This window comes from Romboutsia sp. MSSM.1001216sp_RTP31141st1_G3_RTP31141_220114 (assembly GCF_039031195.1).
GTDB lineage: Bacteria > Bacillota > Clostridia > Peptostreptococcales > Peptostreptococcaceae > Romboutsia_C > Romboutsia_C hominis.
In genome coordinates this window covers 23,492-45,308 of sequence record NZ_JBCIUO010000008.1, presented here as the reverse complement: position 1 = coordinate 45,308, position 21,817 = coordinate 23,492, and the positions used below count along the sequence as shown (strand labels likewise).

The window sequence follows — 21,817 nt, the reverse complement described above, 5'->3', positions numbered from 1 at the left end:
GTGAGGTGCAAAGATGAAGATAGGATTCGATCACAAGAAATATCTAGAAGAGCAATCAAAATATATCTTAGAAAGAGTTAATAATTTTGACAAACTTTATTTAGAATTTGGTGGTAAGCTAATAGGAGATTTACATGCTAAAAGAGTATTACCAGGTTTTGATGAAAATGCCAAAATAAAAGTACTTCAACACATAAAAGAAAAAGTAGAAGTTGTGATATGTGTTTATGCAGGAGATATAGAAAGAAATAAGATAAGAGGAGACTTCGGTATAACTTATGATATGGAAGTTCTAAGACTTATCGATGATTTAAGAAGTTACGAATTAGATGTAAACAGCGTTGTTATAACAAGATATGAAGGACAACCTGCTACAACAGTTTTCATAAATAAATTAGAGCGTAGAGGAATAAAAGTATATAAGCATGCCCCAACAAAAGGTTACCCAACAGATGTTGATACAATAGTAAGTGATGAAGGATATGGAGCAAATCCATACATAGAAACTACTAAGCCTATAGTTGTTGTTACAGCTCCAGGTCCAAATAGTGGTAAGCTTGGTACTTGTTTAAGTCAGTTATACCATGAAAATAAAAGAGGAAATGCTGTTGGATATTCTAAATTTGAAACATTCCCAGTATGGAATGTACCTTTAAAGCATCCTTTAAATATAGCTTATGAAGCAGCTACAGTAGATTTAAAAGACGTAAATATGATAGACTCGTTCCATCTTGAAAAATACGGTGAAATGTCTGTAAACTACAATAGAGATTTAGAATTATTCCCAGTTCTTAAAAAAATAATCGAAAAAATAACAGGAAAAGAATCTATATATCAATCACCAACAGACATGGGTGTTAATAGAGTTGGATTTGGTATAGTAGATGATGAAGTTGTACAAGAAGCATCTAGACAAGAAATAATAAGAAGATATTTCAAGACTGCTTGTGAATACAAAAAAGGACAAGTTGATAAAGGTGCTTTTGAAAGAATACAAGTTATAATGCAAGGACTTAACTTAAAGCCAGAAGATAGAACAGTTGTTATGCCAGCAAGAGAGTACAGCAACAAATTAAAAGAAGCTGCAAATAAAAATGATATGTGCCCAGTTGTTGCAATAGAATTAAATGATGGGGTAATACTTACAGGTAAAGGTTCAGAATTAATGGATGCAACTGCAGCAGCAACATTAAATGCTATAAAACATTTAGCAAATATAGATGATGAATTACATCTAATATCACCAGCTATACTTGAGCCAATTGTAAACTTAAAAACTAAAACTTTAGGAAGTAGAAATCCAGAGTTAAGTTGTGAAGAAGTTTTAACTGCACTTAGCATATGCGCTGTTACAAACCCAACTGCACAAGTTGTACTTGACAAATTACCTTTATTAAAAGGAGCTCAAGCACACTCAACAACTATATTAAGTAAAAGTGATGAACAAACATTTAGAGAACTTGGAATAGATGTAACATCTGATCCAGAGTATCCATCGCAAAATCTTTACTACGCAAATTAAAAATTGATATAAAAAATCAGACCATATTACAAATAGTAGTATGGTCTTTTTGTATACAATTACAAAATAAAAATAAATATAAAAATACGGTCATCAAGAACTAAAAATAACTTAGTTCCTTGGAATAACTATTTTAAAGGTTTTTTCAAAAATTTGCAAGTTATTTTTTAAAAAACTTTAAATAATATATAAAAAGCAGAATTGAGGCAAATAAAATATAAAAATAAACCAAAATTAATGTAAGATATATATATAAATCAAGATTTAAAAGGTGATTAAATTGGTAGATAATAGAAAAATAATTCATATAGATATGGATGCCTTTTATGCATCTATAGAGCAAAGAGATAACCCAAGTTTAAGAGGGAAACCTGTGATAGTTGGAGGGAGACCAGAAAGTAGAGGAGTTGTAGCTACTTGTTCATATGAAGCTAGAAAATATGGGATTCACTCAGCTATGCCATCAAAAACTGCATATAAGAGGTGCCCATATGCATATTTCATAAGGCCTAGATTTGAAGAATATCATAAAGTATCACAAAAGATAAGAAATATATTTTATAGATATACAGATTTAGTAGAGCCTTTATCTTTAGATGAGGCATACTTAGATGTTACTAAAAATAAAAAAGGAATAAAATATGCAACACAAATAGCTAAGATGATAAAGAAAGATATTTTAAGAGAAGTTGGATTAACTTCTTCTGCAGGGGTATCTTATAATAAATTTTTGGCTAAGCTAGCATCAGACTACAAAAAGCCTAATGGATTAACGGTAATAACACCAGAAAATAAACAAGAATTTTTAGACAAGCTCCCAATAAACAAATTTTTTGGAGTTGGCAAGGTAACAGCAAAAACACTAAATAATTTAGGAATAAAAAATGGATATGATTTAAGGCAATTAGATATTAGTGAATTAGAATCAATATTTAAAAATAGAGGTTATGTATTTTATCAATTTGCAAGAGGTATTGATTATAGAGAAGTTAAACCGCATAGAGAAAGAAAATCAGTTGGTTCAGAAACTACTTTAAAAAATAACTTAAGTATAGATGATGAGGAAGTTCTAGAGATACTTTCACAAATATGTGAAGATGTATCACATAGACTATCATATTCTAATAATTTAGGAAAAACTATAACTTTAAAAATAAAGTATGATGATTTTAGTCAAATAACAAGGAGCTTAAGTTTAAGAAATCCAATATATAAAAAAGAGGATATTAGAACTAATGTATATGAATTATTAAAAAATGTGGATACTAAAAATAAACAGATAAGATTACTAGGAGTAACCGTATCTAATTTAGTAGATTCTAAAAAAGAATGCACAAATGTAACTATATTTGAATATATAAATAATATGAATAACAATACTAATTTAAATTAAAATCCATGAAAAGCATAAATATGCTTTTCATGGATTTTTTAGTTTAAAGGTAAATGATAGTTATTACCAGATTTTAAGAGATTTCATATAATTTTATTTATTACTAAAAGGAGGCACTATGAATAGTAATCTAAGAGAAGTAAAAAAAATATTATGGATAATTTTATTTGCAAATTTAATCGTAGCTTTGTTGAAGATAATAATAGGAGGTTTTATTAAAAGTGCTAGTATGATGGCTGATGGATTTCACTCCTTATCAGATGGAGCGTCAAATGTGGTAGGAATAGTAGGCATAAGTATAGCCATAAAGCCTAAAGATAGAGAGCATCCTTATGGACATAGGAAGTTTGAAATTCTTGCAAGTATGTTTATAGGAGCTATGTTAACTCTGGTAGGAATAAATATAATCATAGAGTCTATAGATAGATTTAAAAATATTGTAGAACCATCAATTACAATTGAAAGTCTACTTATATTAATTTTCACATTATTTATAAATATATTGGTGAGTAAATATGAGTATAAAATGGGAAAAAAATTAAATAGTCATATCCTAATAGCAGACTCAATGCATACAAAAAGTGACGTGTTTGTATCGATAGGAGTTTTAATAACTTTATTTGGTATAAACATGGGTCTTCCTCCAATTATTGACCCGATAGTATCAGTAGTAGTAGCTTTATTTATACTTCATTCTGCATATGAAATACTAATATCGTCTATAGGCGTATTAGTAGATAAAGCTATTATAGATGAAAAAGTTATAAATGATATTGTAATTAGATTTGATGAAGTTAAAGATGTGCATAAAATTAGAAGTAGAGGAAGTCAAAATGATATTCATATTGATATGCATGTATTAGTAAATCCAAATTTAAGCACAGAAGAGGCACATATATTAGGTCATAAGATAGAAGATGTTATAAGAAAAGAAATAAATGAAAATTGTCAAGTTATAGTTCATACAGAACCTTATTATAACGATAGAATTAATGTATAATAGTTATAAATTATACTTAAAAAGGGAGAGAATATGTTAGAAATAATAGGGATGTCAGTTGAAGACGCTAAAACTATAGAAGCTTGTGGAGGTGATAGAATAGAACTTATTAGTGCGCTAACAGAAGGAGGTTTAACTCCAAGTTTTGCTACTATAGAAAAGGTAGTAAATAACGTAAATATACCTGTTAACGTTATGATAAGAAATCATGCAAATAGTTTTGTATATAGTGAGTATGATATAGAAATAATGGAAAAAGATATAGAGATAGCTAAAAGTTTAGGTGTAAATGGAGTAGTGTTGGGGCTTTTAGACAAAGAAAATAATATAGATGAAGTAAATCTACAAAGATTGCTTAAAAAATGTAAAGGAATTGATGTAACTTTCCATAAGGCTATAGATTTTACAAATGTGATTAAAAGTACTGAGATATTAAATAAATATAATATAACAAATATATTAACAGCAGGTGGTACTAAACGTATAGATTATAATATAGAAAAAATAAAGTCTATGATAGAAGTATCAAAAGATATAAATATACTACTAGGTGGGGGACTCAACTTTGAAAATATAAACACAATAAAAGAATCAACAAATGCCACGGATTACCACTTTGGGACAGCTATAAGAATTGATAATAGTCCTTTTGGTAGAATAGATGAAAATAAATTAAAAGAATTAATTAAAATAATAAAATAGACAATAAAATATAAAAGAGCAAAGAAGACATAATTGTTAAGTCTTACTTTGCTCTTTTTTTACTCCATTAATAACTCTTCTAAAGTTTCTATATCCAATATTTTAATTGTATCTTTTGAATAATCTATAAGTCCATCAGATTTCATTTTCATAAGCTCTCTAGATAAAGAAGGTCTAGGGATACCAAGCATTTCAGAAAGCTTTTGTTTTGTTATGCCAAGTTTTATAAATTTACTTTTCTGGATAGTATGTTGTGTAATTAGATAGTTACTTAGTTTTTGACGTATACTTGAAAAAGATAAATTTTTTATAGAATTATTAAGTTGTATAATCTTATTACTTAAGTCATTTAAAAACATATCTAAAAAATCTGGATTTTTAGTACAAAAGATTATAAATGAAGTTTTATGTATAAACATTATTTCACAATTACTAGATGCCATTATAGTAGCAGGGTACGCATTAGTATCTGAGAACGCTATAATTTCTCCAAAAAAGTTACCTACAGATAAAGAAGACATATGTATAACATTATTACTGGTTAATATACGTTTTACATCAATACTACCTTGTAATATTAATCCTACTTTGTCGCAAGGAGAACCTTCAATAGCTATAATATCATTTTTATTATATTTAGATATGGTATAAGTTGAATCTTTAAAAAAATGTAATGCTTCCTCTCTAGTTTTAAACAAAAAATCACCTACTTTTATAATTTTTTTATTGGTGTAACGTATGTTACAGAAATATATACTATTATAACATATAATTATCACATAAAATAAAGAGTAGGACATGAAATGGAAAATAAAATGTTTTGTTTTCAGTGTCAAGAAACAGCAGGATGTACAGGATGTACAAAATTTGGAGTATGTGGAAAATCACCAGATCTAGCAAGAATGCAAGATCTATTAATATATACAACTAAAGGATTATCAGAGGTTACTACTAGACTAAGAAATGAAGGAAAAAAAATAGATAGTACTGTTAACCATCTAATAACTATAAACTTATTTACAACAATAACTAATGCAAATTTTGATGATGAAATATTCTATGAAAGAGTAAAACAAACTTTAAAAACTAAAGAAGAATTATTATCAAAATTAAAGAACAAAGAAAATTTATCAGAAGCAGCGTTATGGAATGCATCAAATAATGAAGAATTAGATGCTAAAGTATCTGTATTATCTAAACTAAAAAACACGATACTAGGAAGTGGTAAGAAAGAAGTAGAAATAGATACAATACTAGACGAAAAATCAACTAAAGTTGGTGTATTAGCTACAAAAGATGAAGATATAAGAAGTTTAAGAGAACTTATAATATATGGATTAAAAGGCTTATCAGCATATATGAAGCATGCTAATGCTTTAGGGTATGACAATGAAGAAGTTAATGCATTTTTACAAAGCACTTTAGCTAAAACATTAGATGATAGCCTAACTATTGACGAATTAATAGCATTAACATTAGAAACAGGTAAGGTTGGGGTAGACGGAATGGCTTTACTTGATAGTGCAAATACTGGAACTTATGGACATCCAGAAATAACTAAAGTTAATATAGGTGTTAGAAATAATCCAGGTATATTAGTATCAGGACATGATTTAAAAGATTTAGAATTATTACTTAAACAAACAGAAGGAACAGGAGTAGATGTATATACTCATTCTGAAATGTTACCAGCTCATTATTATCCAGCGTTTAAAAAGTATCCACACTTTGTAGGTAACTATGGAAATGCTTGGTGGAAGCAAAAAGAAGAATTTGAAAGCTTCAATGGTCCAATATTAATGACTACAAACTGTATAGTTCCGCCAAAAGATAGCTATAAAGATAGATTGTATACTACTGGAGCAGCAGGATTTGCTGGATGTACACATATAAAAGGAAATGCAGAAGATGATAAAGATTTCTCTGTTATAATAGAACATGCTAAAAAGTGTAAAGCTCCTATAGAGATAGAAACTGGAGAAATAATAGGTGGATTTGCACATAATCAAGTTTTCGCTCTTGCAGATAAAGTAGTAGAAGCAGTTAAAACTGGTGCTATTAAGAGATTCTTTGTAATGGGTGGATGTGACGGAAGAGCTAAGTCAAGAAACTACTACACAGAATTTGCTAAGGCTTTACCACAAGATACAGTTATATTAACAGCAGGATGTGCTAAGTATAAATACAACAAGCTACCTTTAGGAGATATAAATGGTATACCTAGAGTATTAGATGCAGGACAATGTAACGACTCTTACTCATTAGCACTTATCGCATTAAAACTTAAAGAAGTATTTGAATTAGAAGATATAAATGATTTACCAATATCATTTAATATAGCTTGGTATGAACAAAAAGCTGTAATAGTATTATTATCATTATTATATCTTGGAGTTAAAAATATACATTTAGGACCAACATTACCAGCATTCTTATCACCAAATGTAGCTAAAGTTTTAGTTGAAAACTTTGGTATAGGTGGAATAACAAATATTGAAGATGATTTAAATATGTTCTTAGGAAACTAATTTTAATAAAGAAGATACCATATAAAATGGTGTCTTTTTTATATAAAATATTTTATGCTAAGCTAAAACTATTTATAACTCATACAGACGATACAATACACTTTAAAATATTAATGAAAAAAAATTTAATATTTTCAGTAATAATTTGAGTTTTATGTAACATATGTTACACAAGTTTTACGAAAAATAGGATATAATAAGGTTAAATAAAATTTAAATAGATGTAACTTAACTTTATAAGAAAGGTAAAGTGTAGATATAGATGAGTAATTATGGGAATTTACAAAAAATAAGGGATGGTAAAAGAACATATGGAATAACTCCTCATATACCTGGAGGGTTTGTATTACCAGATACTCTTATAAAAATAGCTAATGTAGCTAAAAAATATAATGGAGTATTAAAAATAACATCAGGTCAAAGAATATTAATAACTAATTTAAAAGAAGAAGATCTAGATGATATATGGAAAGAACTTGATATGAAACCAGCAGTTACAAATCAATATTCTGTAAAAAATGTAGAGATGTGTCCAGCAAATTTTTGTAAAAGGTCAAAGTATCCAACGATAGGTATAGCTATGAGAATAAGTAAAAACTTTCATGGAATGCCACTTCCAAACAGAACAAAAATAGGAGTTGCGGGATGTAGAAATGCATGTACAAGTGTATATTCTAAAGACATTGGAGTTTTAGTAGATATTGATGGAACTTTCTTTGTATGTGCAGGAGGAAGTGCAGGTTTTTATCCAAGAATAGCTGATATAATAACTAAAAAATTATCAGAGAAAGAAGCATATACCTTAGTTGAAACTTTACTTAACTACTATAATGAGCATGGTCAAATGGGCGAAAAGTTAGGTGAATTCATAGATAGAATAGGTATAGAAAGTTTTAGAAAAGATGTATTAGAAATAGCAAATTTAAAGGAGGAATTATAATGATAACTAAAGATTCTATAATAGGAGATATAATAAAAGAAAAACCAGAGGCAGTAAAAATACTTATGGACTATGGTATGGGATGCTTAGGTTGCCCTTCAGCTGCAATGGAGAGATTAGAACAAGCTTGTGAAATACATGGAATAGATTTAGATGAGGTTTTAGCTAAGATAAATAGCCTTTAATATTAAAATAATAAATATATCAGTAAGAAATGTACATATATTTCTTACTGATATATGAAATTACCACACATATTATAAAGCTCTAAAATAGTCGAAAAAAGTATAAAAATTTAATTAAAAAAATAATGAAAACAGTTGCAAAAAAATGTTTAAAATAATATAATAGTATTGTGTTGATAAGGCGACATAGCCAAGTGGTAAGGCAGTGGACTGCAACTCCTTGATCCCCAGTTCAAATCTGGGTGTCGCCTCCAATTTAATATATGGGAATATGGCTCAGTTGGTAGAGCAATTGACTGTTAATCAATGGGTCACAGGTTCGAGTCCTGTTATTCCCGCCAATATGCTGGTGTGGCTCAACGGTAGAGCAGCTGACTTGTAATCAGCAGGTTGTAGGTTCGATTCCTATCACCAGCTCCAATTTGAATAACTCTAATCATATGATTAGAGTTATTTTTTTATAAAATAGAAAATATTTTAAAATTAAATAATTATGTATTATAATTAAAAGTATTAGTAAAATAGTATATATTTAAATTTGAAATAGTTGACAATGTAAACTTAAAATATAATAAATCTAGGAGGGAATTTGGATGAGTAATAATGTCACGGACTTGGGAAAGGGAAGCATTCCTAAATTAATATTTAAGCTAGCAACACCTGCAATAATAGCTCAACTAGTAAATGTATTATACAATATAGTTGATAGAATATTTATAGGGAGAATGCAAGGTGGAGATATAGCAATGGCTGGTGTTGGAGTTGCATTCCCAATAACATTAATAGTAGCAGCTTTTGCGGCTTTAGTAGGGATGGGGGGAGCTCCATTAGCTGCAATAAAAATGGGGGAAAAGAATAATGATGGCGCAGAAAAAATAATGAGCAATAGTTTTTCTACACTTGTACTGTTAGCAATATTACTAACTCTAGTATTTTTAGTATTTAAAGAACCATTACTTTGGGCGTTTGGAGCAAGTGAAGCTACTATAGGTTATGCAATGGATTATTTAAGTATATATCTAATAGGAACTATATTTGTTCTTGTTGCACTTGGTATGAATCCATTTATAAATACACAAGGTTTCGCAAAAATAGGTATGGTGACAGTATCTATAGGTGCGGCTATGAATATAATACTTGATCCAATATTAATATTTGGATTAGATATGGGCGTTAGAGGTGCTGCTACAGCTACAATTATATCTCAAGCAATATCAGCAATGTGGGTACTAAGATTTTTACTAAGCGGTAAGACAACATTAAAAATAAGAAAAAAATACTTAAAAATAGATTTTAGAATAATGGGAAGAGTAATGGGGCTTGGAGTTGCACCATTTATAATGCAAGCTACGGAGAGTTTAGTTTTAATAACATTAAATACAAAGCTTCAAATGTATGGTGGAGATTTAGCTGTAGGTGCAATGACTATAATGAGTAGTATAATGCAGATAATAATGCTTCCGACAATGGGAGTTACTCAAGGTTCTCAACCTATAATGAGTTACAACTATGGAGCAAAACAAATTGGTAGAGTTAAAAAGGCTTTTAAATTAACAATATTAATTACTTTAGGATATACAGCAACAATGTGTACAGCGCTTATGATAATGCCGGAGATGTTTGTTAGGATATTTAATAGTGATCCAAAATTAGTTGAAATAACAGTTTGGAGTATAAGGATTTATTTTGTTGGAATAACTATATTTGGAATACAAGTAGCGTGTCAAAATACACTACTTGCGCTAGGGCAAGCTAAAATTTCTCTGTTTTTAGCATTACTTAGAAAAGTAATTTTATTAATACCATTAATATATATACTACCAACATTTATGGAAAATAAGTTATTTGCAGTGCTTTTAGCACAACCTATAGCAGATATAACGGCAGTTATAACAACAGCAATATGCTTTATGGTGTTTTATAAGAAAAATTTAAGCAATATAGAAAGTAACAGTATAAACACTAATGATAAAGAAAGCTTAAATACAAATTAATAGAGTTAAAAAATCTCTTATGGATATATATATTTATAAGAGATTTTTTATTGCAAATAATTATTGTAATAAAATTGAATTTTCATTAAGGAGAGACATATGAAGTATAATAAAATCGTAAAGGGAAAATTTATAGAAAGGCCAAATAGATTTATAGCTTATTGTGATATAGATGGAAAAGTAGAAAAAGTACACGTTAAAAATACAGGGAGATGTAAAGAGTTATTAATAGAAGGTTGTACTGTATATTTAGAAGAAAGTGATAATCCAAATAGAAAGACAAAATATTCACTAGTTTCAGTTGAAAAAGGAAAACGTCTAATAAATATGGATTCTCAGATACCAAATAAAGTGGTATATGAAGCATTAGAGAATGGTTTAATACAACTTCCTGGTCTTAATGAAGAAATAACCTATATTAAGCCTGAACAGAAATACCATGATTCAAGATTTGATATATATTTAGAAACTAAAAATAAAAAGGTGTTTATAGAGATAAAGGGAGTAACACTAGAAGAGAATGGTGTGGTGATGTTTCCCGACGCAAAAACTGAAAGAGGAATAAAACATATAAATGAATTAATAAAAGCAAAAGACGATGGATATGAGTGCTATATATTTTTTTTAGTTCAGATGGATAATGTAAAATATTTTACTCCTAATAAAAAAATGCACTTTGAATTATGGGAAGCATTAAAAAGAGCAAGAGAAAAAGGTGTAAATATAGTATCCTATGATTGTAATGTAGATAAAGAAAGTATAGTCATAAAGGAAGCTGTAGAAGTTATTTTATAAAATAACATATTTTTAAAATTTAGCATATAACTTTAAAATGTTGTAAGAAAAATATAAGTATTTGAAATATTAATGGTATAATATTTATATATGATATTTATTATGAAAGGAAGTTTATAACTATGACGAATAATTTATCAATGCAAGAACTTTTAGAACAACAAGAAAAAGAACTAAACAACATAAAAGTTGGGGAAACTATAAACGGTAAAATATCTAAGGTAAGTAATGACGGTGTTAGCTTAGAACTTAACTTTGGATTTGATGGGATAATACCTACAAACGAATTAAATCTTCCTAAAGGAAAATATACTAGTGATGTATATAATGTAGGAGATGAAATAAGTGCTGTTATAACAAAAGTTAACCATAAAGATGGAACAATACAATTATCAAAATTAAGATTAGATAAAGAAGCAGATATAAAAGAATTAGAAAAAATACATAATGAACATAGAATAATAACTGTTAATGTAAATAAAAACATAGAAAGAGGAGTATTTGCTACTTACAAAACGCAAACGTTATTTATACCAATATCTCAATTAGATACTAAGTTTGTAAATGATACAAAAGAGTATGTTGGACGTAATTTAGAAGTATATATAAAAGAGCTAGATTTAAAGAAAAATAGATTAGTAGCTAGTCATAGAGAAGTATTACAAGAAAGAATTGATAAAGAAAGAGAAGAAAGAAGAGCAAGAATAAAGGCGGAAAAAGAAGCTGAAAGAGCTAGAGTTAAAGCTGAAAGAGAAGCTCATATAGCAAAAGTTAAAGCGGATAAAGAAGCTTTATTTGAATCTTTAGAAGTTGGACAAAAAAGAGACGGTAAAGTTGTTAAAATGATGCCTTATGGAGCTTTCGTTGATATCGGTGGAATAGAAGGTTTACTTCACCAAAACAATTTATCTTGGGAAAGAGTAGAGTCTGTAGAAGATGTAATTCAAGAAGGACAAGAAGTACAAGTTTATGTATTAGATATAGATAAAGAAAACAAAAAGTTTGCATTAGCGTTAAAAGATATAAACAATGATCCATGGGAATTAATAAAGCAAGAAGTGCAATTAGATGATATAATAACTGGAACTGTAGTTAGAACTATAGAAAAAGGTGCTATTGTTAAGATAAGAGAAGGTGTAGAGGCATTCTTACCAATATCTGAATTAAGTGAAGAAAGAGTTATGAGAGTTAATAATGTAGTAAATGTTGGCGATGAAGTTAGCGCTATGGTTATAGAATTTAAGCCAAAGAATAGAAAAATGATATTATCTATAAAAGAAGCTAATAAAGAACCAGAAGAAGATTACTCAGAATTTTTAGAAGTTGAAGAATCATTAGGTTCATTAGGCGAATTATTTAAAGATAAATTTAAAAATTTACAAAAATAACATTATATGAAGAGCCATGTTGTGAAACAATATGGCTTTAACTGTATATTATTAGGGGGATATAATATTTACACCGAGTAGTTCTAAGTTTGAAACGATGTTATTTATAGTATTTGATTTTTTGGGAATAATGAGTTTAGTAGTATTAGGATTAATTTTATTAATATTATTATGGTCTTTATTTAAGAAAATAACACAGAAAAAATTATAATTTATAGGGAGAATTTAAATGAAAGCGTTAATAGATTTACATACACATACAATAGTAAGTGGACATGCATATAGTACAGTACAAGAAAATATACAATCGGCTATTGATAATGGATTAAAGTATTTAGGGTTATCAGAACATGCACCAAATATGCCAGGTGGACCACACCCATATTACTTCCATAATATTTATTGTATACCAAGAGAAGTTAATGGACTTAAGGTACTTAGAGGAATAGAAGCAAATATTGTAGATTTTGAAGGAAATACAGATGTAGATGATGACATGCTTACACATATAGATTATGTTATAGCTAGCTTACACACACCATGTATAGATGCTGGAAGTGTAGAAGAAAATACACAAGCTGTACTTAATGTAATGGATAAATCAAAAGTTAAGATAATAGGACATTTAGATGATAGTAGATATCCAGTTAATTATGAAAAAGTAGTAAAAAAGGCAAAGGAGAGAAACATAGCATTAGAAATAAATAATTCATCTCTAAAGCCGACGACTTTTAGACAAGGGGCTTGGGATAATGTAACTACACTACTTGAATGTTGTAAAAAATACAATGCAAAAGTAATACTTGGAAGTGATGCACATATATCTTATGATGTAGGTAAATTCCCATATTCTGAAAAGGTAATAAATGATGTGAAGTTTCCTAAAGAGTTAGTTATAAATTATAGTGAAGAAAGTATAATAGAGTTTTTAAATTTATAAATATATGATAGATTAAAGTTAAGTAAATTTAGGAAATAAAGAGTATAAAAGAAGGACAAACTATATTTAAAATATAGTATAATATAAGAGTAACACTTATTGATAAGTGTTACTTTTATTATGCTTTAATTTAAAGGAGAGAGTTGACATGGAGTATATTGCGAGGGTAGTGTCTAATGTTGTTTGGCCTATGTTTATACCTTTTTTGCTTTTACTTGGGACATATATATGTTTGCAAGTTTTTTTTAACATAAGGCAACGCATTACGACAAAGGGGAAAATAAATTACAAGTACATAATTCCACAGAGTACCGTAGCCTTGGGGACTATGATGGGAACAGGAACAGTCGTTGGTTTTTTAACTGGACTTAGTAAGCTTTCTATAAGTGGGCAAATATATGTTGAATCAATTGCTATATGGGCATTACTTGGATCGATAATATTAATACCTATATCATATTGTGAAACTTTAATATCTAAAGTTGTGAGAATGCAACCCAAAGAATATATAAAAGCATTTATATCAACTAAAGCATCAAAATTGTATGTTGCATCTTTAGTTTTATTATATATATTTGCTATAGGGGGAATACAGTTAAGTGGGATAGATGCAGTAGTAACTACTAGTATAAATAAAATAGTAAGTTTAGAATTTAATGAACTACAAAGATATATGTATATTGTTATTCCAGTAATAATTATATTAATAACCATTATACTTAAAAACAGACAGAGTATATTTTTAAGAATTTTAGTGACTATGGTAATATTATCATTTTCAACTTATTTATTATCATTTTTCATATTTCTTTATAAAACACAAGAGTATATACCTATATTTGTAGAGCGTATTATTATAGGATTTAAAAATCCTGTATCTGTGTTGTTTGGAATACCACTAGGTCTTATATTTGGACTTCAGAGAGTTATACAAATAGCAGAACCAGGTCTTGGAACACTTGCATTAGCATCTATGAAATCAAATGCTAAACCAAGGGAAGCTGCTTTAATATCTTCTATACTAACAACAGTACTTATTGTTATATCGGTATTAGTTACTTCATATATAGCATCTTATGGACTTAGTGAAGGAATAATAAATTTTTCAGTTAATGGATACGAGAAGCTAGTGTCATACTTTGATACTATAATTAGTGTAACGGGTAAATTTGGGATATTAATACTATTTACATTTATAGCTTTATCTGCATTAACCACCTTATTAGGAGGGTATCTTGTACTTATAAATGTAGCCAATTTTAATGTTAAAAATAATTATATTGTTTATGTAGGTTTATTGATATTAGGAGGTGCATTATCTGTATTTAATGTAGAATTAGTATTTTTACTATTAGAGATATTATTATTTATATCAACATCTATTAATATTATGGCACTTGCTATGTTCACAGAGTTTGAATGGAAAAAATATAAAATAAGAAATTTAGAAATTAGGAAAGCTGCATAAAAATATGCATTAAATCATAATTAAATATAAAATAAAAATTAAAAAGGAGTGTATTTTATACACTCCTTAATTATTATTAAGCAACTCCTTGAGAAGAAGCATCTTTTTGTAATTTAGCTATTCTTTCTTTGTTTAACTTAGACATACCTATAGAAGCAGTTATTAAAGATACATAACATACAACTATAAATGCTAAAACGAATATCCAAGCTATGCTGTATCCCATTTTATCAACTAATAATCCAAATATTGATGAACCAGCAGCAAATCCTACTGCGAAGAATATTTGAACTACACCAAGTATAGCACCGAACTCTTTTTTACCGAAGAATGATCCTGCAAGTAAAGAAGGTCCCATCATGTAAGCGAATACTGATAATCCTTTTAAAGCAGCAAATATTGGAGCTAACATAGGTATTAAACCTGCATTCATTAGAGCTAGGCAAGAAGTACCAGCTAATGCAAAGGCAACTATAAGCCCTTTAGTTATACCTAATTTATCAAATATTACTCCACCAAATAAGTTTCCTCCAAGAGAGAATATAGCGAATGTAGAACCTACCATACCAACTATCATAGGATCAACTTTTAAGAAGTTCTTTAAGTAAGCAGGATATTGTACAGCAAGTACAGAAACATACATACCTAAGAAGAATAATCCTAAAGCAAACAGCCAGAAGAATTTAACATTTTTAACTTCTTTTAAAGAGTATCCCCAATCAACTGAAATAGTACTTTGCTCTTTTTCTTCTTTTCCATTGTCTTTTTTCTTACCTCTAACTATTTCACTATCATTCTTTGGCATTCTTAAGAATAATAAAGTTATAGGTATACCTACAATTAATGATAAAGCACCAAACATAAAGTATGATTTAGATATACCGAAGTTAGTTAATGAATAAGCAGTCATACTTTGAAGGAATATATTACCTATAGATCCTCCAGCGAAAGCAAGTCCCATTGCCTTACCTTTTGATAATTCATCGAACCATCCATTTATTAATAAAGGAACCCCGATTGAAGATATAGCAGCTGTACCAACTTGAACTATACCAGCAACAAGGTAAAATTGCCATAATTCTTTACACATAGAGAATGCTAAGAATCCTCCACCTGAAAGTATAGAACCCATTAAGTACATTGTTTTAACACTAACTTTATTAAACATTGCTCCTATAAATGGAGATGCTATAGCAGATACAACTGTACCTAATGTAAATATTAATGAGAATCCAGCTTGTGTAAATCCATATCCTGAATCAGGAGATAGGATGTAAGCCATAAATTGTGGTTGGATGTTTGCAGCAACTCCAAATGGTATAGCTTGTATAAGCATACATGCAACTACTATTAACCAACCAGTTGCGAATTTTTTACTTTTAGTGTTCATTGTATGATTTCTCCTTTGTTGTTGTTTTTTGTAAATAGACACATTAAAATGGATATAAATGTAAAATTTAAGGTTAAAATGAAATATATCCTAGAAAAAGGATATCATAAGTGATATATTAAAAACAAAGGAAGGTTGATGAACAAAATTGAAACTTGATTCAAGAATATTCAACAACTTCAATTAAAAATCAACTTTGATTAATTTATACTTAGTATGTTATTGTCAGATATACTATAAAATGGAGTCATAGTAATAAATAAAATATATAATAATATTAAGAAATCATAAAAGAATGAGCGAAAAAAAGGATGGTGAATAGGTTGAAAAATATTGCATTTGGTCAACTACTAGAAAAGTTACTTTATTTATCAAATCAAAAAAAGAGTACATTAGCAAAAGAGTTAGGATACGATATATCTTATATAAGTAAATGGATTAATGGGAGAAACCTACCAACTCAAAAAAGTATATCTAGTATATGTAAAATTACATCAGAGTTTATAGTTAAATCTTTAAATTCTACATCAAAGCAAGAACTTAAACACTACTTTGAAATAGAGGTAGAAGTAAAAGACGATACTGTATTAGCTCAATATATAGAAAGAAGTTTAAAAGAATCATATATGGTTACGGCACAAAAAAGTTCTTCTAATATATATAAGAATACACATTCTGAAGATAATTATAATAGTATGATGCATATAAACCCAAGGCTTAGAAAACAGTATTTAGCAAAGGATGCAATACTTCATATAAGTAAATCGAGTAAGCTAGATCTAATATTATCTGCAAACCTATATAGACTTAATGGAAATGATAAAGTTTCTATATCAGAAATGAAAACAGCGTTATATAGCATACAAAAAGACAAAGAAGTAAAAGCAAGAGTATTAACTGGGTTTGAAGGGAATCAAAATGATAAGGTACTAAATACACTACTTATAATTGACATGATAACAACATATCCTAATTTAGATTTTGAAGTATATAACTGTAATGTAGATAATAGTAACATTTTAGCTGTTATAAAGGATAGAATTTTCCATAGTGCCATATTTGCAAGTAATGGACAATGCTTATTTACAAATATGTCTAAAGAAAAGGCTATCATAGATGAAGTTTATTATAGTTTAGAAGAAATATTAAAAAATCAAGGTAAATTGCTTGTAGAGAAAGAAACTCCACTAGATTTATTAAAGAATAAAACTTATATACAATATATAATGGGGCAAGACTTAAAGTGGGTATTAGGAGTTATGAATGAATTCTTTATGCCATCTGATTTATTTATAGAAATTGCAGAAGATGTATTTGGAAATGACAAAGAGTTATTACAAGAGTTGCGTCAAATAAATGCATTTTTACAAAATGTAACATATCAATCTAACATAAAGGTATTAATTTATGAAGCAAAACTAATGAAGTATATATCGACAGGAGAAATAACATTCTTTAATAAACCAGTAAAATTGACTTTAGAACAAATGGAGAGACATATTAAAAATATAGAAAAAATAATAAAAGAACATGAAAATATAGAAATTAAACTTATTGAAAATAGCTCCATAGAAGAATTTGATTCAGGTTTAAGTCCATCTATGTATTTATCTAAGAATCTAAAGTTAATAAAAACACATCCTATGGATGGGGTAAATGATTATGCAATTATTAAAGATAATGAATTCAAAAAAATATGCGATGAAGTATTTGATATTGTATGGAGTGAAAAAGAAAATATGCTAGTAAGTGAAAAAGAAGAAATTTTAGAAAAAATATCAAAAGCATTAGTTTACACTAGAATAATAAATGGTGAAATTAATTAATAATTTACTAGAAATTATGTTGACGAATTTCAAAAATATTTGAATTTGTTGAAAAAAGAAAATAAGGGTCAAAATAATTTATTGACTTAAATAATAAAAAATTGATATTGTAGTAACTGTAAATAGGCACTAACAAAATCATTAATGATCCAATAATTTTATATAGTTAATCTTAAAAGTTTTATAATTTTTATTTAAATCTTAAAACTGCTATAAATATATCGTTATTATTTAATTAATAAAATACGTAAGAATAGTCAGTTTTTTGATGGGAAAATACAATGGCTAAGATTAACTTTTATAAATTGTTGTATTTCTTAATGAATGTGAAGCCTATTTTTTTTGTATATTTTAAAGGGGGAGATATACAAAAAACAAATAAAAATCAAAATAAATATTTACAAGGAGAACATAAAAGATGCTACATCAGTTAGAAGTTGCAATAACAAAAGTATCTGAAGCTATATGGCCAGTATTCTTACCATTTATATTAGTTGTTGGCGCTACAATGGCTATAAGAACAATCTTCATGATACAAAAACAAGCTACAAAGCCTGCTAAATTACAAATGAAAAATGTAATCGGGCCAGCTTCTATATCTTTAGGGGCAATGATAGGTACAGGAGCAATAATAGGTGTTCTTGGTGCATTATCAAAATTATCAGCAAGTGGGCAAGCAAATATAGAAGCTATGGCTATATGGGCGTTAATAGGTTCATTAATAATGCTTCCTGTTTCATATTCTGAAACATTAAACTCAAAAATAATGGGGAAAACTCCAAAGGAGTATATATCTACTCTAATAAGCCCTAAATTAGGAATAACATATGCTGTATGTTTCGTTGCATTAGCAGTATTCGGATTTGGTGGATTCCAATTTAGTGGTATAGATTCAGTTTTTGCTACAGTATTAAATGATAAGTTTGGAATCGAATTATCATTAGTTCAAAGATATTTATTTATAGTTATACCAGTAATAGCGGTAGTTGCTGCATTAGTATTATCTAAAAAGCATGAGTTATTCATGGGAGCAATGACTTATATGATAGGAACAGCAGTTGCTGGATACTTCATATTCTTTACAATGTTTGTTCTTAAGACTTCTGATTACATACCTACTTTCTTTGGAAGTATGATAAAAGGTATGATGAATCCAGTTAATGCAATGATGGGTGTGCCATTAGGATTTATATTAGGTATGCAAAAGGTTATACAAACAGCAGAAACTGGTCTTGGAGCATTAGCAATGGCTGCTCAAGAATCTGACTCACAACCAAGAGAAGCAGCTATGATATCGTTATTACCAACAGCTGTAACAGTATTCGTTTCTATAGTTGTTACTTCATATATAGCTTCTTATGGAGTTGAGGTAGGAACTTTAGCATTAGTTGATGCTAATGGAAATGCAGCAGGTACTGTTGCAAGATTAGGTGGATACTTTGCTACTGCTGAGCATGTAGTTGGTATATTTGGATTAATTGTATTAGCAGCATTCACAGTATTATCAGCATTAACTACAATACTTGGATCTTACTACTACATGACAAAGTTATTTAAGCAAAATCCAGTTAACAAAAATATAGCAATATATTTAGTATTAATAATAGCTGCTGGTACTTTAGCAGTATTTGGAGCTAACGTGGTATTTGAAGCTGTTGACTTATTATTATTTGTACTTTCAGGAATAAACGTAACAGCACTAGCTATATTTACATTCAAACATTGGGAAGCTTACAAGTTAAGTGGATCAGTTAAAAAAGACAAAGTAGCTTAATGATATACTAATTATTTAAATAAGCTAAAAAGCTACTTGCTATATTAGTAAGTAGCTTTATATATATACATTAAAACTTGCCTGGTGAAGGGAGAAATACAATGACTAAAAAGATTTACTTCAATGGAACAGTGGTAACTGTTGATAAAAATGAATCAATAGCACAAGCTATATTAGTTGAAGAAGGAAAAATAAAAGCAGTAGGAAGTAATGAAGAAGTTCTTGCGTTAGCAGATGAAACTACTGAAAAAATAGACCTAGATGGGAAAACAATTCTTCCAGGGTTTATAGATCCTCATGGACATGTAGTTGCTGTAGCTCAAACTTTAATGATAGTAACATTAGGAGATGTAACTTCTAAGGAAGAACTATTATCTAGACTAAAAGAAGCCTTCGAAAGTGATCCTCCAACAGATGGAAACTGGTTAATAGGATTTGGATATGATAACACTAAATTTGAAGGTGGAGAACATCCAACTAAGTTTGACTTAGACCAAATAAGTACAGAAGTACCGATAACTGTTTCTCATGCATCAGGGCATTTATCAGCTGTAAACTCTAAAGCATTAGAATTATATGGATATGTAGGTGATGACTATATAGTTCCAGAAGGTGGAGTTGTAAGAACTGTATCACCTGACTCAAAAGAACCAAATGGAGTATTAGAAGAAAATGCTATATTAGATAGTGAAAAGAAAAAAGTTATAAAAGCTCCAGGATTCGAAGAAGTTTTAAAGGCTGTTGTTAAAGCTCAAAAGATATATGCATCATTAGGTATTACAACAACTCAAGATGCTTCAGTAGAAGAAGCTAATCATTATAATCATATATTAGGAGCATGTGCTCAAAATAATATGTTAATGATAGATATAGTTGGACTTGCTACTCAGCCATCAACAATGAATTTAATGAAAAATGAAGGAACTCCAAAGAGAGAATACTTCAATCATTATAAGTTAGCAGGAGCTAAGACTTGGTTAGATGGATCTCCACAAGGATTTACTGCTTGGTTAAGTAAGCCTTATCACGTTGTGCCAGAAGGTCAACCAGCTGATTACTGTGGATATGGAACTCAAACTGATGAAGTTGTAACTAATTACTTTGTTGATTGTATAAACTTAAATGTACAAGTTCATACTCATGTAAATGGTGATGAGGCTTGTGCTCAATTCTTAAGATGTTACAAAAAAGCTTTAGAAATAACAGGAAGTAAAGCAGATTTAAGACCTGTTATGGTTCACTGTCAAGCATTAAGAGAAGACCAATTAGATGATGTTAAAGAAATAGGTGCAATACCAACATTCTTCAATGATCATGTAAGATTCTGGGGAGATTTACACCATGATCAAGTATTTGGACCAGAAAGAGCTCAAAATATATCTCCAATAGGATGGGCGTTAGAGAAGGGTATAAAGTTTACGCTACACCAAGATCCACCAGTAAAAATGCCAAACCAAATAATAGCTATGCATACAGCTGTTAATAGAACTACAGAATCAGGAAGAGTATTAGGAGCGCATCAAAGAATATCAGTTATGGAAGCTATAAAAGCTGTAACTATAAATGGTGCATATCAATACTTCGAAGAAGATGTAAAAGGTAGTATAGAAGTTGGTAAATTAGCTGACTTAGTTATATTAGATAAAAACCCTCTTGAAGTTGATACTATGGAAATAGAAAACATAAAAGTATTAGAAACTATAAAAGAAGGTAAAACTATATTTGTTAAAGAAGCTGAATTACAAAACGCATAATATAAAAAATAGCGATGAGATATCTCATCGCTATTTTAAATTTTAAGCAAATTAAAAATTTTTTATAGCCTAAAAACTAATAAATAAACATTTTAACTAATACTTTTGTTTGATATTTATATTAAGTGGTTAATAATAATTAAGAGTATCTATTTTGTGTAGTAAAATATAAAATGAGACAGTAAGCATAAATATTTTCCAGGAAATTATATAAAATT

Annotated in this window: 17 protein-coding genes and 3 tRNA genes; 18 read left to right on the top strand and 2 right to left on the bottom strand. The window is 28.7% G+C overall.

All coding sequences use genetic code 11. From position 1 onward, the window contains the following. The first annotated feature begins 13 nt into the window (after window positions 1-13). From ABCP60_RS11700 to ABCP60_RS11685, 4 genes are all read left to right on the top strand, one after another. Entirely contained in the window at window positions 14-1,522 is a 1,509-nt protein-coding gene (locus tag ABCP60_RS11700; protein WP_092923132.1) for a DUF1846 domain-containing protein, read from the top strand. A gap of 280 nt (window positions 1,523-1,802) precedes the next feature. After that, window positions 1,803-2,915, top strand: a complete 1,113-nt coding sequence (gene dinB, locus ABCP60_RS11695; protein ID WP_166504858.1) for a DNA polymerase IV — start codon at window positions 1,803-1,805, stop codon at window positions 2,913-2,915. Between the two features lie 118 nt (window positions 2,916-3,033). Beyond that, window positions 3,034-3,915, top strand: a complete 882-nt coding sequence (locus ABCP60_RS11690) for a cation diffusion facilitator family transporter (RefSeq protein ID WP_092923138.1) — start codon at window positions 3,034-3,036, stop codon at window positions 3,913-3,915. A gap of 33 nt (window positions 3,916-3,948) precedes the next feature. Then, window positions 3,949-4,617, top strand: a complete 669-nt coding sequence (locus ABCP60_RS11685; protein ID WP_343101801.1) for a copper homeostasis protein CutC — start codon at window positions 3,949-3,951, stop codon at window positions 4,615-4,617. A 59-nt stretch (window positions 4,618-4,676) separates the two neighbouring features. On the opposite strand, the gene ABCP60_RS11680 is transcribed toward ABCP60_RS11685, so the two are convergent. After that, complete coding sequence (locus ABCP60_RS11680; RefSeq protein ID WP_240276161.1) at window positions 4,677-5,315, bottom strand: Crp/Fnr family transcriptional regulator; 639 nt, start codon at window positions 5,313-5,315, stop codon at window positions 4,677-4,679. 105 nt (window positions 5,316-5,420) lie between these two features. Between ABCP60_RS11680 and hcp the strand changes: the two genes are divergently transcribed. The 11 genes from hcp (at window position 5,421) to ABCP60_RS11625 (ending at window position 14,855) form a co-directional block, all read left to right on the top strand. Then, window positions 5,421-7,145: a hydroxylamine reductase gene (gene hcp, locus ABCP60_RS11675; RefSeq protein WP_343101800.1), complete on the top strand. Its 1,725-nt coding sequence runs from the start codon at window positions 5,421-5,423 to the stop codon at window positions 7,143-7,145. A gap of 262 nt (window positions 7,146-7,407) precedes the next feature. After that, a complete protein-coding gene (locus ABCP60_RS11670; protein ID WP_092923150.1) occupies window positions 7,408-8,085 on the top strand; it encodes a nitrite reductase in 678 nt (225 codons plus the stop codon). Further along, a complete protein-coding gene (locus tag ABCP60_RS11665; RefSeq protein WP_092923153.1) occupies window positions 8,085-8,270 on the top strand; it encodes a DUF1858 domain-containing protein in 186 nt (61 codons plus the stop codon). Before ABCP60_RS11670 ends, ABCP60_RS11665 begins: the two co-directional genes overlap by 1 nt. Window positions 8,271-8,450: 180 nt before the next feature. Next, a tRNA-Cys gene (locus tag ABCP60_RS11660) sits at window positions 8,451-8,524 on the top strand. Between the two features lie 11 nt (window positions 8,525-8,535). Beyond that, window positions 8,536-8,611 (top strand) — tRNA-Asn (locus tag ABCP60_RS11655). Window positions 8,612-8,615: 4 nt separating this feature from the next. After that, a tRNA-Thr gene (locus ABCP60_RS11650) sits at window positions 8,616-8,690 on the top strand. A gap of 173 nt (window positions 8,691-8,863) precedes the next feature. Further along, window positions 8,864-10,264 carry an MATE family efflux transporter gene (locus tag ABCP60_RS11645; protein ID WP_343101799.1) on the top strand — a complete coding sequence of 467 codons (1,401 nt, stop codon included), beginning with the start codon at window positions 8,864-8,866 and terminating at the stop codon, window positions 10,262-10,264. A gap of 99 nt (window positions 10,265-10,363) precedes the next feature. Then, complete coding sequence (gene sfsA, locus ABCP60_RS11640) at window positions 10,364-11,059, top strand: DNA/RNA nuclease SfsA (RefSeq protein ID WP_343101798.1); 696 nt, start codon at window positions 10,364-10,366, stop codon at window positions 11,057-11,059. A 122-nt stretch (window positions 11,060-11,181) separates the two neighbouring features. Beyond that, window positions 11,182-12,447 carry a S1 RNA-binding domain-containing protein gene (locus ABCP60_RS11635; RefSeq protein WP_343101797.1) on the top strand — a complete coding sequence of 422 codons (1,266 nt, stop codon included), beginning with the start codon at window positions 11,182-11,184 and terminating at the stop codon, window positions 12,445-12,447. 229 nt (window positions 12,448-12,676) lie between these two features. Then, window positions 12,677-13,387, top strand: coding sequence for a phosphatase (locus ABCP60_RS11630; protein WP_092923166.1), 711 nt, complete (start codon window positions 12,677-12,679; stop codon window positions 13,385-13,387). A 148-nt stretch (window positions 13,388-13,535) separates the two neighbouring features. Next, complete coding sequence (locus tag ABCP60_RS11625) at window positions 13,536-14,855, top strand: hypothetical protein (RefSeq protein WP_343101796.1); 1,320 nt, start codon at window positions 13,536-13,538, stop codon at window positions 14,853-14,855. Between the two features lie 76 nt (window positions 14,856-14,931). Here ABCP60_RS11625 and ABCP60_RS11620 read toward each other — a convergent pair whose 3' ends face one another. Further along, the gene (locus ABCP60_RS11620) at window positions 14,932-16,245 is read right to left on the bottom strand and encodes a conjugated bile salt MFS transporter (RefSeq protein ID WP_343101795.1); all 1,314 of its coding nucleotides are present in this window, start codon (window positions 16,243-16,245) and stop codon (window positions 14,932-14,934) included. A gap of 323 nt (window positions 16,246-16,568) precedes the next feature. Here ABCP60_RS11620 and ABCP60_RS11615 point away from each other — a divergent pair, with 323 nt between their 5' ends. From ABCP60_RS11615 to ABCP60_RS11605, 3 genes are all read left to right on the top strand, one after another. Next, on the top strand, window positions 16,569-18,071 hold the full coding sequence (locus tag ABCP60_RS11615) for a helix-turn-helix transcriptional regulator (RefSeq protein WP_092923175.1): 1,503 nt from the start codon (window positions 16,569-16,571) through the stop codon (window positions 18,069-18,071). Window positions 18,072-18,489: 418 nt separating this feature from the next. Further along, entirely contained in the window at window positions 18,490-19,845 is a 1,356-nt protein-coding gene (locus ABCP60_RS11610; protein ID WP_092923177.1) for an alanine:cation symporter family protein, read from the top strand. 101 nt (window positions 19,846-19,946) lie between these two features. Continuing rightward, window positions 19,947-21,599: an amidohydrolase gene (locus ABCP60_RS11605; protein ID WP_092923180.1), complete on the top strand. Its 1,653-nt coding sequence runs from the start codon at window positions 19,947-19,949 to the stop codon at window positions 21,597-21,599. The last annotated feature ends 218 nt before the right edge of the window (window positions 21,600-21,817 follow it).

What these genes read in the sequence shown, in the direction of transcription:
- ABCP60_RS11620 (WP_343101795.1), bottom strand. Translation starts at nt 16,245, where the DNA reads ATGAACACTAAAAGTAAAAAATTCGCAACTGGTTGGTTAATAGTAGTT.
- ABCP60_RS11700 (WP_092923132.1), top strand. Translation starts at nt 14, where the DNA reads ATGAAGATAGGATTCGATCACAAGAAATATCTAGAAGAGCAATCAAAA.
- ABCP60_RS11670 (WP_092923150.1), top strand. Translation starts at nt 7,408, where the DNA reads ATGAGTAATTATGGGAATTTACAAAAAATAAGGGATGGTAAAAGAACA.
- ABCP60_RS11630 (WP_092923166.1), top strand. Translation starts at nt 12,677, where the DNA reads ATGAAAGCGTTAATAGATTTACATACACATACAATAGTAAGTGGACAT.
- sfsA (WP_343101798.1), top strand. Translation starts at nt 10,364, where the DNA reads ATGAAGTATAATAAAATCGTAAAGGGAAAATTTATAGAAAGGCCAAAT.
- ABCP60_RS11605 (WP_092923180.1), top strand. Translation starts at nt 19,947, where the DNA reads ATGACTAAAAAGATTTACTTCAATGGAACAGTGGTAACTGTTGATAAA.
- ABCP60_RS11635 (WP_343101797.1), top strand. Translation starts at nt 11,182, where the DNA reads ATGACGAATAATTTATCAATGCAAGAACTTTTAGAACAACAAGAAAAA.
- hcp (WP_343101800.1), top strand. Translation starts at nt 5,421, where the DNA reads ATGGAAAATAAAATGTTTTGTTTTCAGTGTCAAGAAACAGCAGGATGT.
- ABCP60_RS11645 (WP_343101799.1), top strand. Translation starts at nt 8,864, where the DNA reads ATGAGTAATAATGTCACGGACTTGGGAAAGGGAAGCATTCCTAAATTA.
- ABCP60_RS11685 (WP_343101801.1), top strand. Translation starts at nt 3,949, where the DNA reads ATGTTAGAAATAATAGGGATGTCAGTTGAAGACGCTAAAACTATAGAA.
- ABCP60_RS11625 (WP_343101796.1), top strand. Translation starts at nt 13,536, where the DNA reads ATGGAGTATATTGCGAGGGTAGTGTCTAATGTTGTTTGGCCTATGTTT.
- ABCP60_RS11610 (WP_092923177.1), top strand. Translation starts at nt 18,490, where the DNA reads ATGCTACATCAGTTAGAAGTTGCAATAACAAAAGTATCTGAAGCTATA.
- ABCP60_RS11690 (WP_092923138.1), top strand. Translation starts at nt 3,034, where the DNA reads ATGAATAGTAATCTAAGAGAAGTAAAAAAAATATTATGGATAATTTTA.
- ABCP60_RS11665 (WP_092923153.1), top strand. Translation starts at nt 8,085, where the DNA reads ATGATAACTAAAGATTCTATAATAGGAGATATAATAAAAGAAAAACCA.